Origin of the sequence: Gaetbulibacter sp. M240 (assembly GCF_043876815.1) — a bacterium.
In the GTDB taxonomy this organism is placed as follows: Bacteria; Bacteroidota; Bacteroidia; order Flavobacteriales; family Flavobacteriaceae; genus Gaetbulibacter_A.
In genome coordinates this window covers 299746-315740 of sequence record NZ_JBAWKA010000001.1, presented here as the reverse complement: position 1 = coordinate 315740, position 15995 = coordinate 299746, and the positions used below count along the sequence as shown (strand labels likewise).

At 37.3% G+C, this 15995-nt stretch carries 17 protein-coding genes; 8 read left to right on the top strand and 9 right to left on the bottom strand.

Annotated elements, in window-relative coordinates; all coding sequences use genetic code 11:
• The 3 genes from trmB to V8G61_RS01440 all read right to left on the bottom strand — a co-directional run bounded on the left by trmB (window position 1) and on the right by V8G61_RS01440 (window position 2539).
• Entirely contained in the window at window positions 1–675 is a 675-nt protein-coding gene (trmB, locus tag V8G61_RS01450; protein WP_394873648.1) for a tRNA (guanosine(46)-N7)-methyltransferase TrmB, read from the bottom strand.
• An 86-nt stretch (window positions 676–761) separates the two neighbouring features.
• Window positions 762–1859: a sensor histidine kinase gene (locus V8G61_RS01445; protein WP_394873647.1), complete on the bottom strand. Its 1098-nt coding sequence runs from the start codon at window positions 1857–1859 to the stop codon at window positions 762–764.
• Window positions 1859–2539 (bottom strand): response regulator transcription factor, encoded by a 681-nt coding sequence (locus V8G61_RS01440; RefSeq protein ID WP_394873646.1) that lies wholly within the window; start codon window positions 2537–2539, stop codon window positions 1859–1861. Before V8G61_RS01440 ends, V8G61_RS01445 begins: the two co-directional genes overlap by 1 nt.
• 200 nt (window positions 2540–2739) lie before the next feature.
• Between V8G61_RS01440 and V8G61_RS01435 the strand changes: the two genes are divergently transcribed.
• From V8G61_RS01435 to V8G61_RS01425, 3 genes are all read left to right on the top strand, one after another.
• Window positions 2740–3081 carry a T9SS type A sorting domain-containing protein gene (locus tag V8G61_RS01435; protein ID WP_394873645.1) on the top strand — a complete coding sequence of 114 codons (342 nt, stop codon included), beginning with the start codon at window positions 2740–2742 and terminating at the stop codon, window positions 3079–3081.
• Window positions 3082–3157: 76 nt separating this feature from the next.
• Window positions 3158–4069 carry a T9SS type A sorting domain-containing protein gene (locus tag V8G61_RS01430; protein WP_394873644.1) on the top strand — a complete coding sequence of 304 codons (912 nt, stop codon included), beginning with the start codon at window positions 3158–3160 and terminating at the stop codon, window positions 4067–4069.
• Window positions 4070–4143: 74 nt separating this feature from the next.
• On the top strand, window positions 4144–5124 hold the full coding sequence (locus V8G61_RS01425; RefSeq protein ID WP_394873643.1) for an acyl transferase: 981 nt from the start codon (window positions 4144–4146) through the stop codon (window positions 5122–5124).
• 192 nt (window positions 5125–5316) lie between these two features.
• Here the strand turns inward: V8G61_RS01425 and tyrS are convergent, their stop codons facing one another.
• A complete protein-coding gene (gene tyrS, locus V8G61_RS01420; RefSeq protein ID WP_394873642.1) occupies window positions 5317–6612 on the bottom strand; it encodes a tyrosine--tRNA ligase in 1296 nt (431 codons plus the stop codon).
• Window positions 6613–6795: 183 nt separating this feature from the next.
• Here tyrS and V8G61_RS01415 point away from each other — a divergent pair, with 183 nt between their 5' ends.
• Complete coding sequence (locus tag V8G61_RS01415) at window positions 6796–7806, top strand: NAD-dependent epimerase/dehydratase family protein (protein WP_394873641.1); 1011 nt, start codon at window positions 6796–6798, stop codon at window positions 7804–7806.
• Here the strand turns inward: V8G61_RS01415 and V8G61_RS01410 are convergent.
• The 3 genes from V8G61_RS01410 to V8G61_RS01400 are packed head-to-tail and all read right to left on the bottom strand — an operon-like array spanning window position 7766 to window position 10356.
• Window positions 7766–8284 carry a DUF4296 domain-containing protein gene (locus tag V8G61_RS01410; protein WP_394873640.1) on the bottom strand — a complete coding sequence of 173 codons (519 nt, stop codon included), beginning with the start codon at window positions 8282–8284 and terminating at the stop codon, window positions 7766–7768. The two genes, V8G61_RS01415 and V8G61_RS01410, sit on opposite strands and share 41 nt — an antisense overlap.
• A complete protein-coding gene (locus tag V8G61_RS01405; RefSeq protein WP_394874477.1) occupies window positions 8281–9621 on the bottom strand; it encodes a dihydroorotase in 1341 nt (446 codons plus the stop codon). The genes V8G61_RS01410 and V8G61_RS01405 overlap by 4 nt, the downstream gene beginning before the upstream one ends.
• Before the next feature lie 12 nt (window positions 9622–9633).
• Complete coding sequence (locus V8G61_RS01400; RefSeq protein WP_394873639.1) at window positions 9634–10356, bottom strand: polyprenol monophosphomannose synthase; 723 nt, start codon at window positions 10354–10356, stop codon at window positions 9634–9636.
• A gap of 120 nt (window positions 10357–10476) precedes the next feature.
• Here V8G61_RS01400 and V8G61_RS01395 point away from each other — a divergent pair, with 120 nt between their 5' ends.
• From V8G61_RS01395 to V8G61_RS01385, 3 genes are all read left to right on the top strand, one after another.
• Complete coding sequence (locus V8G61_RS01395; RefSeq protein ID WP_394873638.1) at window positions 10477–11121, top strand: DUF4271 domain-containing protein; 645 nt, start codon at window positions 10477–10479, stop codon at window positions 11119–11121.
• 19 nt (window positions 11122–11140) lie between these two features.
• A complete protein-coding gene (locus tag V8G61_RS01390; protein WP_394873637.1) occupies window positions 11141–11890 on the top strand; it encodes a uroporphyrinogen-III synthase in 750 nt (249 codons plus the stop codon).
• A gap of 157 nt (window positions 11891–12047) precedes the next feature.
• A complete protein-coding gene (locus V8G61_RS01385; RefSeq protein ID WP_394873636.1) occupies window positions 12048–12362 on the top strand; it encodes a hypothetical protein in 315 nt (104 codons plus the stop codon).
• Between the two features lie 61 nt (window positions 12363–12423).
• Here the strand turns inward: V8G61_RS01385 and pckA are convergent, their stop codons facing one another.
• A complete protein-coding gene (pckA, locus tag V8G61_RS01380) occupies window positions 12424–14040 on the bottom strand; it encodes a phosphoenolpyruvate carboxykinase (ATP) (RefSeq protein WP_394873635.1) in 1617 nt (538 codons plus the stop codon).
• 56 nt (window positions 14041–14096) lie between these two features.
• On the bottom strand, window positions 14097–14498 hold the full coding sequence (locus V8G61_RS01375; RefSeq protein WP_394873634.1) for a DUF423 domain-containing protein: 402 nt from the start codon (window positions 14496–14498) through the stop codon (window positions 14097–14099).
• A 68-nt stretch (window positions 14499–14566) separates the two neighbouring features.
• Here V8G61_RS01375 and V8G61_RS01370 point away from each other — a divergent pair, with 68 nt between their 5' ends.
• The gene (locus tag V8G61_RS01370; RefSeq protein ID WP_394873633.1) at window positions 14567–15931 is read left to right on the top strand and encodes a saccharopine dehydrogenase family protein; all 1365 of its coding nucleotides are present in this window, start codon (window positions 14567–14569) and stop codon (window positions 15929–15931) included.
• Window positions 15932–15995 lie beyond the last annotated feature (64 nt).

Genomic DNA, 15995 nt, shown 5'->3' with positions numbered 1-15995 from the left:
TTATTTAATTTTAAACCTAATATAGGTAATTGGTTTGTTTTGCTCTAAATATTGTGATTCGTAAAAGGTTTGAATCGCCGTAACCTCTTCTGGGCTTCCTTCTTGTTTGTATACATTATTGTTTGCATATAAAACCTCATGACCTGCACCATGCAATAATCCCAGAGTATAGCCGTGCATAAATTCACTATCGGTTTTTAAATGTACTTCCCCATCCGGTTTAAGTATCTTTTTATACCGCTCTAGAAAGGTTGCGTTTGTCATGCGGTGTTTCGTGCGCTTATATTTTATTTGCGGATCGGGGAAAGTAATCCAGATCTCATCAACTTCATTGGCAGCGAAGGCATGATCAATAAGTTCAATTTGGGTTCTCAGGAACACGACATTGGGAATACCTTCCTTCAAAGCTGTTTTCGCACCGCGCCAGAAACGTGCACCTTTGATATCAATTCCAATGTAATTTTTGTGGGGATATTTTTTTGCTAATGCCACCGAATATTCACCCTTACCGCAACCCAGTTCTAAGACGATCGGATTTTCATTTTTAAAAATCTCCGCACGCCATTTCCCCTTCAATTTAAAGTTGGCATTAACCAGTTCGTCTCGGGACGGTTGAATAACATTTTGAAAGGTTTCGTTTTCCTTAAAACGTCTTAATTTGTTTTTACTTCCCACAATTTGTATGCGATTTTATTTGGGGCAAAATTAAGGATTTCTGCTAGAGTCTTCTAACAAGATATAAGATTTAAAACGATAAAAGCTTAGGAGGGGCTTTCAACCTTTTCATTCCCCTTATTAATAGTCGTGTTTTTTGGTGTTTTCGCCTTTTCAAGAGTAAATGAAAACTCACTGCCTACATCAAATTCACTTTCAACATAAATCTTCTCGTCATGAGCTTCAATAATATGCTTAACAATGGAAAGGCCTAGACCGGATCCTCCTTCTTTCCTGGAACCGCTTTTGTCTACACGGTAAAAACGTTCGAATAAGCGGGGTAAATGCTCTTCTGAAATACCTTCACCATTATCGGTGACTCGAACGATCACTTTATTTTTTATCAGATTTTCAATACTAACCTCGGTAGTTCCTTTTACGCGACCGTATTTTATAGAATTCACCGCCAAATTTACCAATACTTGTTGAATGCGCTCACGGTCCGCTTTCACATAAACGGGGTTTGGGTATTCCATGTCGAAGGTCAAGGTAATTTTCTTTTTACTAGCTTTCATTTCCAGCATTTCAAACACATTCTTCACCAACTCAACGATATCAAAAACCTCTGTTTTTAAGCTTAGATCACCAACCTCAAGTTTGGTAATCATATCCAGATCCTTTATAATATACCCCAGACGCTCAACCCCTTTACTGGCCCGTTCGAGGTATTTTCGTCGAAGCTTACTATCCTTATCTGCGCCATCAAGAAGGGTTTCAATATAGCCTTGTACAGTAAACAACGGAGTTTTAAGTTCATGAGACACATTACCTAAAAACTCTTTTCGATATTTTTCTCTTACTTTAAGAGTTTCGATCTCAATTTTTTTATCGCGAGCAAATTTATCGATCTCCTGCGTTAATGTGCGCATGTCTGTGGTAATGGCACCCTGGCTTAGGTTAGCAGATTCCAGCAAGGTTAGATCATCGTATATTTTTTTAACCCGACGGTAAATAAACCGTTGTACCCGAAATTGAATTACCACAAATGAAAATAAATAGGTACAAATAAAAATACCTGGTATGGCCCACCATGGCGGCGTCATTAAACGGTATAAAAAAACGCCCACCAAGAGCGTTACAAACATTGTGATAAGCAGCGAGGTTCGAAATGCAAATCGATATGATCTTTTGAATTTAGATTCCATTAATCAACGAACTTATAGCCTACTCCTTTAACCGTTTTAAAACTTTTATCTCCTAATTTTTCACGAAGCTTTCGGATATGAACATCAATTGTACGACCTCCTACAACCACTTCATTTCCCCAAACCGTATTTAAAATTTCATCTCTTTTAAATACTTTTCCGGGTTTTGAAGCTAGAAGGGACAGTAATTCAAATTCTTTTCTCGGTAGCAGGATCTCTTTACCTTTAGACGTTATTTTATATTCATCACGATTAATCTCAAGCTGCCCGATTCTCATGGTGTTTTTTACCTCTTCATCTTTGAATCGACGCAATAAAGCCTTCACTTTACTCACTAATACCTTCGGTTTTATTGGCTTGGTAATATAATCATCGGCTCCGGCCTCAAAGCCAGCAACTTGAGAGTAATCTTCACCTCTAGCCGTTAAAAATGTAACTATAGTATTTTCTAAATCAGGAATTTTTCTAATGATTTCGCAGGCTTCGATCCCATCCATTTCAGGCATCATGACATCAAGTATAATTAGTTGAGGCAATTCTTTTTTTGCTTTTTTTACACCTTCCTGACCATTTTCAGCGGTAATAACCTGATAACCCTCATTTGATAAATTATAACTTACAATTTCCAGAATATCCGGTTCATCATCAACCAGCAAAATTTTAATATCCTTTTTTTTCATAAAAAGTATGCCCTTAGTTTAGACTTTAGATGTAAAGATAAAACTTAAATCATAATCTAACACCATGGCACTTATAAATAACATTAAGATAACAAACACCTTACAGAAAGTTAATCTTTCGATGTAAAACCCTAATCTTTAACATATTTTTGGTATGACTTTTGTAATTCTTTTATAAATTTACAATACCAAATAGTCGTATGAAGAAAAACTACTTTTATATTTTCTTATTTTCTTTAATTTTTTTGACAGCCTTGAATGGCTTTGCTCAAACAAATCCTAATTATGGATTGTCTCAGGAAAAAATTGAAGGATTGACCATTTATCCAAATCCGGTAAATTATGGTCAAAATACGGTATATATTACTTCCAGATATAATGCGTCTAAAACCGTTGCTATCTTTAACGTTTTAGGAAAACAAATTGCAGCTCATCGTCTCTCTGGTAAAACTTTAGATGTAACGAACCTCAGCAAAGGCGTATATGTCTTAAAAATTTCTGAAAACAATATAACAGAAGTTAGAAAGCTAGTTATAAAATAGTTAGATTTTCTCCAATAAGTTCGGTTAAGTTATCCTTTTTTGTTACTTTTGAGTACCTCAAATTTTAATCTATCTTATGAAATCCATTTATTTAGCGATTAGTTGCGCACTAATTGCATCCCTCAGTTACTCACAAGTATTTATCAACGAATTTGAACCCAACCCGGATGGAGCAGACCCCACAACTGTGCCTATAGAGCTTAAGGGTACTCCAAACACCGCATTTTCAGGCTATTTACTCAGTATAGAATGCGACAGCGATAAGAACATTGGTGAAGTTCAAGATGCAGAAGCCGTCTCAGGTAACTTTGATTCAAATGGCCTCTTGGTCGTTAATATCCTTGACCTAGAAAACCCTTCTTTCACCTTGATTTTAGTAAATACCTTTACAGGAAGTAAGGGAAGTACAGACATTGACACGAATGATGATGGTGTTGTCGATGACACCTCTTCATTCAATATGGTTTATGATGCCATAGGCATTCCGGATCATTCCGGTGACGAAGCCTCGCTTTACGGAGCCGATCTTGGAGGAACAGATTTTAAGTTCATTGGAGGCACTTCCGGGGAGCCTTTCTTGGTATTCAGGGATGCCCAATCTAACGAACTTTTTGCCGTTCAACATCCCGGAGATACCGAAATTTATACGGTTGCCGGCGACCCTATCCCGGTGTCCAATTTTAACGGAAATCCTTCGATGGCGACCTTTGGAAGTCCCAACGCCCATGAATCTACTCTTGGTTTAAGAACAACCGCCGTATCTGGTTTAAAGGTATATCCTAACCCGGCTTCTGTTCCATTAGTTACGGTAATAGGGACTGACAAATCTGAAATCCTTGTAGCGGTTTATAACCAGATTGGCAAGCTTATTTTAGAACGATCGCTAACTAGCAATACCCTTGATGTTTCAACGCTTCAGGCTGGCTTGTACATTTTAAAATTAAACCAGAATAACCACGAATCTATTCAAAAATTGATTGTGAAATAGCGTCAAATCAACTGGTCGCTCTGCTTACTTTTGCCTACTTTTGCAAAGCAATACAAAAGTATTTTTGAGCATTCATGATTGATCCATCGACTATTTTTAAAATTAAAAACAACCATGACTTTGAAACCAAAGCGTTGGAAATTTTTAATTATCAGTTTGAAAATAATCGCGTGTATCGCTCTTTTTGCGATCTGTTATACCGGCATCCGGGTGACGTAAAACGCCTGGAGGATATTCCTTTTTTGCCAATACAGTTTTTTAAATCCCATGATGTGCTAAGCTCAAAGTCTAAGGTAAGTCATACTTTTACAAGTTCAGGCACTACCGGTGCTAATCCAAGCAAGCATCTTATAACAGATATTAATATCTATGAGAATAGTTTTAATCTGGGTTTTAAGAAATTTTATGGTGACATTTCAGATTATGTGATACTTGGCTTATTACCCTCATATTTGGAGCGTAAAGGATCATCACTCATTTATATGGTGAATAGCTTAATCACACAATCAGGTCATCCAGAAAGTGGTTTTTATTTGAATAACCTCGAACAATTGAAAAACACGCTGCAAAATCTTGATACAAGTGGTAAAAAAGTGCTGCTTATTGGTGTGTCTTTTGCCTTATTGGATCTCGTTGAAAATTATCGGTTTCAATTAAATAATACCATAGTTATGGAAACTGGAGGTATGAAGGGATACAGAAAAGAACTTATTCGTGAAGAACTCCACAACACCTTAAAACAAGGCTTTGGTGTGTCTGTAATTCACAGTGAATATGGCATGACCGAACTCCTCAGTCAAGCCTATTCCCAAGGCAATGGTATATTTCACACGCCCAACTGGATGCGCATTATTACCCGTGATACCGAAGACGCTTTAGCCTTGCAAGAACCCGAGAAAACCGGAGGGATCAATATAATAGATTTAGCTAATGTAAATTCTTGCTCCTTTATTGCGACCCAAGATCTGGGAAAAGTTTATGGGGATGGGACTTTTGAAATTATTGGACGCTTCGACAACTCAGATATTCGGGGCTGTAACCTTATGGTTTTGTAATAAAAAGTTCGAAATTATCACCACAAAATCTTGATTTTTAGACCGATAAAAATAATATTGAAAATTAAACGAAATATTGAAAGTTATTTCAAAATTCTACGACCAATGAACCAACTAGGAAAAGAAAAATTTTTTAGTTGGTTGGTTTGTTAAAAAAAACCCGGACGCTTGTCCGGGTTTTTTTGTTTTGAGTTATATAGCTTGAATAACGAAATAATTCTTTTTACCTCGTTGGAGCAATACAAATTTATCGTTTATAAGGTCATTTGCAGTAATAACATAATCGGAAGTAACTTTTTCCTTGTTCACAGAAATCGAGTTTTCCTTTAAAGCTCTTCGGGCTTCCCCGTTCGATTTTAGAAAGCCTCCTTGCTCTGCCAAAGCAGTCACGATATCCAGACCATTTTCAATATTTCTTTTTTCAATATCTGTACTTGGAACCCCGTCAAAAACGTCTAAAAAAGTTTGCTCGTTAAGCTCTTTAAGATCGATACTAGTCGAATTTCCAAACAATATATTACTGGCTTTAATAGCGTTATCTAAATCGGCTTTAGAATGTACCATAGTAGTAATTTCCTCTGCCAAACGTTTTTGTAACAGCCTTAAATGAGGCGCTTCCTGGTGTTCTTTAACCAAGGCGTCTATTATTTCTTTATCTAAAAAAGTAAAGATCTTAATATACTTTTCAGCATCTTCATCACTGGAGTTCAACCAATATTGGTAGAACTTATAAGGTGATGTTCTGATTGGGTCCAACCAAACATTTCCACCCTCGGATTTTCCGAATTTCGAACCATCCGACTTGGTGATTAACGGACAGGTAATGGCATAGCCTTTTCCACTTTCGATGCGGCGAATTAATTCCGTTCCTGTAGTGATATTCCCCCATTGATCGCTTCCTCCCATTTGAATAGTACATGCTTTCGCTTTGTACAAATGAAGAAAATCATACCCCTGAACCAATTGGTAGGTAAACTCGGTGAAGCTCATGCCTTCCGAGGCATCGGAAGAAATCCTGTTTTTTACGGAATCTTTCGCCATCATATAATTCACCGTAATGTGTTTACCAACATCCCGGATAAATTCCAAAAATGTGAAATCCTTCATCCAATCATAATTATTCACCAAAATTGCCGCATTCTCTTCATCACTCTCAAAATCCAGAAAATGAGATAATTGCTTTTTGATGGCCTCTTGATTGTGACGTAGCGTGGCTTCATCCAATAAATTACGTTCGTTGGATTTCCCCGAAGGATCACCAATCATTCCAGTTGCACCACCAACCAAGGCAATAGGCTTATGGCCACAACGCTGATAATGCGCCAATAACATAATAGGTACCAGATTTCCAATATGTAAAGAATCAGCCGTTGGATCAAAGCCCACATAAGCACTGCGCATCTCTTCCATTAAATGTTCTTCGGCTCCGGGCATCACCGTATGGATCATGCCTCTCCATGTTAATTCTTCTACAAAATTCTGTATCATGAGTGCTTTATTTTAAAAACTTAGGCAAAGATAAAAATCAATGTATAAAACTGTTCAATATCGTCTTAAAGTTTTATAGGGTTTTTATCTGAACACTTTGGACCTTTTCTTCTTAAATAAAGCTATCAAAACAATTTCAACAGAATTAAATAATCGCCACTATTAATTTAGTATTTTAGGGGTATGATTTTAGTTACAGGAGGAACCGGTTTAGTTGGTGGTCATCTACTCTATAAATTAGCCAAACAGAATGAAAATATTCGGGCCACATATAGAAGTGAAGCCAAATTAAAGAACGTCAAAGCCATTTTTGAAACCTATCAAAAGGACTATAAAACCCTTTATGATATCATTGATTGGGTCAAGGCCGATATCACAGATATTCCGGCCCTAACAGATGCTATGGAAGGTGTGGAATATGTGTATCATTGCGCTGCTTTCGTGTCGTTCGAACCCGATAAATATCATCAACTACGTAAAATAAATATTGAAGGTACTGCCAATATGGTGAATATCAGTATGGCTGCACAGGTGAAGAAATTTTGCTATGTGAGTTCTATTGCTGCCGTTGGTTCTGCTCCCCATACCAGCCCAATTAATGAAGATATTCCCTGGAATCCTGAGGCGAATAATAATGTTTATGCGATTACTAAATACGGTGCTGAATTGGAAGTATGGCGTGCCATGCAGGAAGGATTAAATGGGGTGATTGTTAATCCGGGTGTTATTTTAGGTCCGGGTATTTGGCGTTATGGCACCGGTAATTTGTTTAAAAGAGCCCGAAAAGGTTTTGACTTCTATACTTCTGGAAATGTCGGACTTATTGCTGTTAATGATGTGGTTAATATTATGACCACTTTGATGGATCAAAAAATTTCTAATGAACGTTTTATTCTCATTTCTGAAATCTGGTCATATAAAGATTTTATAAAGCATCTTGCAGAAGCCGTTAATTCGCCACCCCCAACAAAAGAAGCGTCCTACCTTTTTTTACAAATAGCCTGGCGATTAGACTGGCTGAAGCGTAAACTTACGGGAAAACGACGCCAACTAACGAAAAACCTGGTTCATGCCCTTACAACTAAAAAAGAGTATGATACTTCGAAGATCAAATCGACCTTAGATTACAAGTTTACAGCTATCGAAGACTATATTACTGAGGTTGGGCGCTACTATCTGAAACAGGAGGAATAAGACCCGCATCGTCCTGCTTTAATTTTGCAGGCGAGGTTTTAAAAGCTTTAACTTCGATTACAGAATCTTTTTTTGCACGAACCGCATTAATAGAATCACGTTTACGTTTTGCGGTAGCTTTACGCTCTTCTTCCTGACGATCTTTTAGATCTTTCAGTAGCACTTTCACACTATCATCTATTTTTGTGTAGATAGATTCATATTCATCTATGTAATACGAATAGTACTCATTGCTCTGTGCAAATTGCAAACTATCTATGTCGTACTTATTAAAAATATAAGTATCCGGATCGATCCCGGCATCACGCATGATTTTTTTGTTGGCCGAATTTGTTATCCCAATAAGTTTAGCATCGATCAATATATCGATCATTTTATCCTCTGGAATCAAATTATCGGGTTTATCGGGTTTTTCAAATTGGTAGCACCCAATCCCAATCAGCATAAATCCAAAAAGCACAAAACGTTTTAAAATCATCGGTTAAAAGTTAGGCGTTTAGAATGTTTTACTTCAGAAACTTTCTGATTTTGATATACTAATGCACCATTCAAAAAGGTATGTGTGATCCGTGATCGGAACGTAGTTCCCTCAAAAGGCGACCAGCCGCATTTATATAGAATATTATCTTTGGTTACCGTCCAGGGATTATTAAGATCAACCAATACCAGATCCGCATAATAACCCGGTTTTATATAGCCGCGCTTTTCAACCTCAAATAATATCGCAGGATTATGCGCATTTTTTTCAACGATCTTTTCGATAGAAATCTTCCCACGATGATACATTTCTAACAAGGCTGGTAAGGCATGTTGCACCAGTGGACCTCCGGAAGGCGCTTTGGTATATACATTTTGCTTCTCTTCCCAAGTATGTGGTGCATGGTCGGTAGCGATCACATCAATACGATCATCCAATAAAGCTTCCCAAATCTGAAGGCGATCCTTCTCCGTTTTTACAGCAGGATTCCATTTAATTAAAGTTCCTTTTTTCTCATAATCATCACTATTAAACCACAGGTGATGAATGCAAACCTCAGAGGTAATTTTTTTATCTTTTAATGGAATTTTATTAGTGAATAAATTCGTTTCCTTTCCTGTGCTTAAATGAAAGATATGCAGTCGTGCTCCCGTTTTTTTGGCCAGTTCAATCGCTTTTGAAGAGGATAAATAACAAGCTTCTTCACTACGAATAATAGGGTGATACTTAATAGGAATATCGTCTCCGAATTGCGATTTATATTCTTCTAAATTTTTTCGAATGGTCCCTTCATCTTCACAATGCACCGAAATAACCATCTTTGTACTTTTAAAGATCGCTTCCAAAATTTTAGGATCGTCTACTAACATATTTCCTGTAGAAGATCCCAGGAATAATTTTAAACCGGCCACGGTTTTCGGATCTACCTTTAAAATCTCATCTAAATTATTATTTGTGCCCCCGAACATAAAGGAATAATTGGCGTAAGATGTTTTAGCCGCAATATCAAATTTAGCTTCCAGATTTTCCACTGTTGTGGTTTGTGGCACTGTATTAGGCATCTCTATAAAGGAGGTAATTCCACCCGCTATGGCCGCTTTCGACTCGGTAGCGATCGTGGCTTTGTTTGTTAATCCCGGTTCTCTAAAATGAACCTGGTCATCTATGGCTCCGGGTAACAAATGCTTCCCTTCAGCATCAATTACCAGAACATCAGAGGATTTTGCACTTATGGAAGGTTCAATAGCCTTAATAAATTCACCTTCGATCAAAATATCACCGACTATGGTTTTGCCCTCATTTACGATTTTAGCATTCTTTATTAGGGTTTGTTTCAATGGCATAGTAATTTATTTTTTAAACAGACTTTTGAATTTCATAGTTATCACTCCAAAAATAGCTTCAGAAATGATGCCAGAACTCAATTTAGACTCACCTTTCGTTCGGTCTGTAAATATAACAGGCACTTCAATGATATTAAATTGATTGAGATACGCCTTGAATTTCATTTCGATCTGAAACGCATAACCAATAAATTTTATTTGATCCAGATCTATAGTCGCTAACACCTCGCGTTTGTAACACACAAAACCAGCGGTGGTATCCTGAATTTTCATTCCTGTAATGATCCGAACATAAATCGATGCCATATATGACATCAATACGCGACTCAAGGGCCAATTCACAACATTGACACCCTTGATATAACGGGATCCAATGGCAACATCAGCATGTTGGTCCTGACACGCAGCATACAATCTTGGCAGGTCCTTAGGGTTATGGGAAAAATCTGCATCCATTTCGAAAATATATTGATAATCTCTGGCCAAAGCCCATTTAAAACCGTGAATATAAGCCGTTCCTAATCCTGTTTTAGCCTCCCGTTCTTCTAAAAATAAGCGATTGGTAAACTGACTCTGTAGTTCCTTAACCTTTCCTGCCGTTAGGTCAGGAGAATTATCATCCACAATAAGTACATGTACCGCATCAGATTGTTGAAACACCGCCTTAATAATAGACTCGACATTTTCGATCTCATTATATGTAGGAATAATAACTAAACTGTGCTCCATACAATTTACATATTGGTATTGGTCTGTTTTTTAGCAAATGTAAATATTTATAAAATAGTTTTTTTTAAATATTCCCTAATAATTCCCTTTGGATGTCAATATTTGTAATAATTTTACGCTATGCTTCGATATATTGAACATAACGAGCTTCTTACCATCTTGCTTGCAGCAGGTCTGATTTTTATTGCGCTTGCTAAACTTGCAGCACCTGCCCGTTTTTTAGATTTTATGAATATCCTTATCAAACCTAAGTATTTGAAAATTTATTCTAAAGATCAAAAATTTGTGGATTTTTTTGATGCACTTTTATTTGCTAACCTCATTGTTTGTACTACGGTATTTGGTTATATCATATACAAGTATGCGTTTGGAGTACAAATGGTACACCCAGATGTACTCATAAAGATAAGTGTTAGTGTGGGTACTTTTATAATCGCAAAAGTACTTTTGGAACGCTTGATTGGTAGTTTATTTGAAATGGATAACCTTATCGATACATACCTGTTTCAAAAAATTAGTTACAAAAATTTCTTAGGTCTAATTTTATTGCCTCTTAACGCCTTCTTTTTATATACATTAGATATTTCTAGTACGTTGATTTACAGTATTTTGGTGTTGCTTTTGTTGATAAATTTAACAGGATTATTTTCATCATTGAAAACCCACCAAAGTTTGATAAAAAATCATTTATTCTATTTTATTTTGTATCTTTGCGCACTTGAAATCGCACCCTACCTTGTTTTATATAAGGTGTTTGTTTCATGAAATAAAACCATTCGAACCTATGAAAGTGAAAACCATTTTAGTATCTCAGCCGGAACCTAAAATTGAGAATTCGCCTTATTTTGAATTACAAGAAAAACAAAAGGTTAAAATTGACTTCAGACCTTTTATACATGTAGAGGGTGTATCGGCAAAAGAAATCAGACAACAAAAAGTCGATTTAGCGAAGTATACTGCCATTATTTTAACAAGTAGGAACGCGGTAGATCACTTTTTTAGAGTAGCTAAAGAGATGCGTTTTACGGTACCAGATACCATGAAGTATTTCTGCCAATCGGAAGCTGTAGCCTACTACCTTCAAAAATATGTCGTTTATAGAAAACGTAAGATCTATGTGGGCAAACGAACTTTCCCAGAATTAGCGCCTTTGATTAAAAAATACAAAGACGAAAAGTTTTTGTTGCCTACTACGGATAAGGTTAAACCCTTAGTTCCAGAAACCTTAGACAACTTAAATATCGACTGGAAACAGGCGACTTTCTATAAAACTGTGGTTAGTGACCTGTCGGATCTGGCCAATGTATATTACGATGTACTCGTATTTTTCAGCCCTTCCGGAATCGAATCACTTTTCCAGAACTTCCCGGATTTCAAACAGAATGATACCCGTATTGCAGTTTTTGGAAATACCACCATTAAAGCTGTTGAAGAAAAAGGTTTACGTGTGGATATTGCCGCACCAACACCGGAAACGCCTTCTATGACCATGGCTTTACAAAAATATATTGATAAAGTAAATAAGGGAAAATAATCCTTGGAATATTATACTTATAACCGCCCGATTTTTTAAAAAATCGGGCGGTTTGTTTTTCTACTACTCCCATTTAAAGTTTCTTAAAATCATTAACGCGTTCAAATGTCAATTTTAAATTGTACATTTATAACACTAACGTTTAAAACTTTTCATTATGAAAAAACAGCTGCTTTGCTTATCCCTATTGGTGTTATCATTGGTAATGCTTCCAAATTCGGCAATGGCCACTGAAACCAATCCCGGACCAAATACCACTGAAAAAACAGAAATTCCAGTAGAAGTTAAAACCATGCTTGACCGTATTGAGGAAATAAAAGACATGGATAAATCTGATTTATCTCGTGCAGAGCGCAAAGAACTTCGCACAGAAGTACGGACCATTAAAAGAGAACTCCGATCTTCAGGAAATGGCCTTTACATTTCTACCGGTGCCATTATTATTATTTTGCTTTTAATTATCATTCTATAATACAAACCAACCACAACCAAAATAAAAAACCCCAATAGTTCTTATTGGGGTTTTTTTTATTTTAAAAAGCATAGCGCTGAGGACCACCACGCCGAATTTCTTCATTACAATGCATCTCAAATTTCTTAAAGTTTTCTCGAAATGCATTAGTTAACTTAAAGGCGGTTTCATAATAGGCCTTGTCGTTATTCCAGGTTGCTCGCGGACTCAACACACTTGTAGGAACACCAGGACATTCACGGGGTTGGGCCACGCCAAATACGGAATGAATATGGTAATCATCATAATTATATAATCCCAGATCACCATTCAATACAGCATTGATCATAGCTCGTGTATATTTAAGTTTCATTCGGGTACCAACGCCGTACGGACCTCCGGTCCATCCGGTATTTACCAGCCAAACATTAACACCACTGGTTTTCATTTTTTTACTCAGCATTTCAGCGTATTTAGCCGGATGCAAGGGCATGAAAGGAGCGCCAAAACAGGCTGAAAAGCTAGGTACGGGTTCTACCACACCGGCTTCTGTTCCAGCGACCTTAGCTGTATAACCGGATATAAAATGATAGGCTGCCTGAGCAGGTGTCAATTTCGAAATTGGTGGAATCACACCAAAAGCATCTGCGGTTAAAAAGAATATATTTTTAGGGTTTCGACCAATAGAGGGTTTTCTGACATTCTCAATATGATCAATCGGATAACTCACCCGCGTATTTTGGGTGATAGATGTATCTTCAAAATCAACTTCGCCATGATCATCAAGGATCACATTTTCTAAAATAGCGCCTTTTTTAATGGCATCATATATTTCAGGTTCATGCTCTTTTGAAAGATTAATAACCTTAGCATAGCAGCCGCCTTCAAAATTAAAAACGGTATTCTCATTTGTCCAGCCATGCTCATCATCACCAATCAGACTTCGGTTCGGGTCGGTTGACAAGGTCGTTTTACCTGTTCCGGAAAGGCCGAAGAAAATGGCAGTATCTTCATTTTTACCAACATTGGCACTACAGTGCATTGGCAAGGTGTTTTTATACACAGGAAGGATAAAGTTCAAAGCAGAGAATATACCTTTTTTTATTTCTCCGGTATACCCTGTACCACCAATCAAGGCTATTTTTTTAGTGAAATTTAAGATGGCAAAATTATGCTGGCGTGTACCATCAACTTTGGGGTCGGCCATAAATCCCGGGGCATTCACAACAAGCCATTCGGGATCAAAATCCTCCAACTCATCATCGGTTGGACGCAAAAACATGTTATAAGCAAACATATTACTCCAAGGGTATTCATTGATGACACGAATATTCAATCGGTATTTCGGATCTGCACAAGCGTAACTATCCCGCACGAAAATATCTTTTTCAGAAAGATAATCCGTTACTTTATCATATAAGGCATCAAATTTCTCCGGGTCGAAGGGAATATTTATATCACCCCACCAAACCTTGTCGGCCGTTATATCATCCTTTACAATAAAACGGTCTTTTGGTGAGCGCCCTGTAAACTCCCCGGTATTCACTGCTAAAACATCTGAAGCGGTTTCCACGCCTTGTCCTTTATTAACAGTTAAGGCCTGTAGTTTTTCAGGGGATAATTGGTACTTTACTTTTGCATTTTTTATTCCGTAAGCTTCTAACGAAATCGTTGTAGTAAGTTGATCAGAATTAGGCATTGTTTGAATTGATTTTAATTATATCGCAAAAATATAATATTATTAATGTTTAATATTTATAAATTATTATTTTTAGGCTTTAATTTTAGCAAATTAGCAAAAAGAAGCCCCCAGGTCAAAATGAGCAATAAGCCACCAATCGGCGTAATAAATGCCAAAGCGCTAAAGTCGAAAGCATACAAGCTATTGGTTGCCAATCCGTAAATGGATCCTGAGAAAAAAAGAACCCCAAAAAGGGTGAGCCAATACATGAATTTTTTGCTTTTTTCGTTCAAAAACGGGGTCAAACCTAAAAACAAAAGGAAAAAGGCATGATATATTTGGTAACGCACACCAGTCTCAAAACTGGTTACCGATTCAGCAGGAATAAGTTGCTTCAAACCGTGAGCAGCGAAGGCTCCTAAAATAATGCCGATAAAACCAAAAGCTGATGCCGTTAATAAAATAGTTTTATTCATGTATGGTATCAAAAAAGTAGTTAAAATAACTACATTAGATATACAAAAGTACTTAACTAAAATTACTTATGCGAAAGATTTTGATAATAGGTTCCGGAAAATCCACCTCATACCTTTTAAAATACCTTTTAGACAATTCAAACTCCGAAAATTTGTTTGTAACCGTGGCCGATCTGAATACGGATCATGCTAATTCCCTAGTAAATAAACACTCCAATGCCGAGGTTATAATTCTCGATGTCTTTAATGCACCCGAGAGAGAAAAGGCCATAAGGGCCGCTGATATTGTTATTTCCATGCTTCCGGCACGCTTTCATATTGAGGTCGCCAGAGATTGTATTAGATTCAAAAAACATATGGTAACAGCATCTTATGTAAGTAATGAGATGCAGGAGCTTCATGAATCTGCGCAACAGGAAGGTGTTATTTTAATGAATGAAATAGGCGTCGATCCGGGTATTGACCATATGAGCGCCATGCAGGTTATAGACCGTATTCGCGAAAGCGGCGGAAAAATTATTTTATTCGAGTCCTTCTGTGGTGGTTTGGTAGCACCCGAAAGCGATGATAATTTATGGAACTACAAATTTACCTGGAATCCCCGAAACGTCGTGGTTGCCGGCCAAGGTGGTGCTGCAAAATTTTTACAGGAAGGGTCTTATAAATATATTCCCTATCAGCGTCTCTTTCGACGTACCGAGTTTTTAGATATCGAAAATTTTGGCCGTTTTGAAGCCTACGCCAATCGCGATTCACTAAAATATCAAAGCGCATATGGCCTAGACAATACCAAAACACTATACCGTGGGACCATGCGACGTGTGGGCTTTAGCCGTGCCTGGAATATATTTGTTACGCTTGGTATGACAGACGACAGTTACACCATTGACGACAGTGAAAATATGAGTTACCGCGATTTTGTTAACGCCTTTTTGCCGTATAGCCCAACCGATTCCGTTGAGCTTAAACTGCGTCATCAGTTAAAGATCGATCAGGATGATATTGTCTGGGACAAACTTATTGAACTTAATCTTTTTGATGCCACCAAAAAAGTTGGTTTAAAAAAGGCTACACCAGCTCAGGTCTTGGAAAAGATCCTAAGCGACAGCTGGACCCTGGATCATGATGACAAAGACATGATTGTGATGTACCATAAGTTTGGTTACGAAAAGAATGGCAAAAAACACCAGATAGAATCTAATATGGTGTGTATCGGTGAAAATCAGACTTATACTGCCATGGCCAAAACCGTAGGCCTTCCGGTCGCCATGGCTACACTAGCTATCCTAAATAATAAGATTACTACGCCAGGCGTGCACATTCCGATCACCAAAGAAGTTTACGAACCTATTTTGACCGAATTAAAAAATTTCAATATTAAATTCAACGAGAAAGAAGTTCCTTATTTAGGCTACAATCCTTTAAATAGTTAGGCTTTGGGCGTTACCCTGCGGGTCGGGCTTTCCTCACTACACGGTAGTTGCTACAATCCCTGAC

Excerpts from the sequence above, each read along its gene's own strand:
- V8G61_RS01445 (WP_394873647.1), bottom strand. The coding sequence starts at position 1,859 with ATGGAATCTAAATTCAAAAGATCATATCGATTTGCATTTCGAACCTCG.
- V8G61_RS01440 (WP_394873646.1), bottom strand. The coding sequence starts at position 2,539 with ATGAAAAAAAAGGATATTAAAATTTTGCTGGTTGATGATGAACCGGAT.
- V8G61_RS01435 (WP_394873645.1), top strand. The coding sequence starts at position 2,740 with ATGAAGAAAAACTACTTTTATATTTTCTTATTTTCTTTAATTTTTTTG.
- V8G61_RS01430 (WP_394873644.1), top strand. The coding sequence starts at position 3,158 with ATGAAATCCATTTATTTAGCGATTAGTTGCGCACTAATTGCATCCCTC.
- V8G61_RS01425 (WP_394873643.1), top strand. The coding sequence starts at position 4,144 with ATGATTGATCCATCGACTATTTTTAAAATTAAAAACAACCATGACTTT.
- tyrS (WP_394873642.1), bottom strand. The coding sequence starts at position 6,612 with ATGATACAGAATTTTGTAGAAGAATTAACATGGAGAGGCATGATCCAT.
- V8G61_RS01415 (WP_394873641.1), top strand. The coding sequence starts at position 6,796 with ATGATTTTAGTTACAGGAGGAACCGGTTTAGTTGGTGGTCATCTACTC.
- V8G61_RS01410 (WP_394873640.1), bottom strand. The coding sequence starts at position 8,284 with ATGATTTTAAAACGTTTTGTGCTTTTTGGATTTATGCTGATTGGGATT.
- V8G61_RS01400 (WP_394873639.1), bottom strand. The coding sequence starts at position 10,356 with ATGGAGCACAGTTTAGTTATTATTCCTACATATAATGAGATCGAAAAT.
- V8G61_RS01395 (WP_394873638.1), top strand. The coding sequence starts at position 10,477 with ATGCTTCGATATATTGAACATAACGAGCTTCTTACCATCTTGCTTGCA.
- V8G61_RS01390 (WP_394873637.1), top strand. The coding sequence starts at position 11,141 with ATGAAAGTGAAAACCATTTTAGTATCTCAGCCGGAACCTAAAATTGAG.
- V8G61_RS01385 (WP_394873636.1), top strand. The coding sequence starts at position 12,048 with ATGAAAAAACAGCTGCTTTGCTTATCCCTATTGGTGTTATCATTGGTA.
- pckA (WP_394873635.1), bottom strand. The coding sequence starts at position 14,040 with ATGCCTAATTCTGATCAACTTACTACAACGATTTCGTTAGAAGCTTAC.
- V8G61_RS01375 (WP_394873634.1), bottom strand. The coding sequence starts at position 14,498 with ATGAATAAAACTATTTTATTAACGGCATCAGCTTTTGGTTTTATCGGC.
- V8G61_RS01370 (WP_394873633.1), top strand. The coding sequence starts at position 14,567 with ATGCGAAAGATTTTGATAATAGGTTCCGGAAAATCCACCTCATACCTT.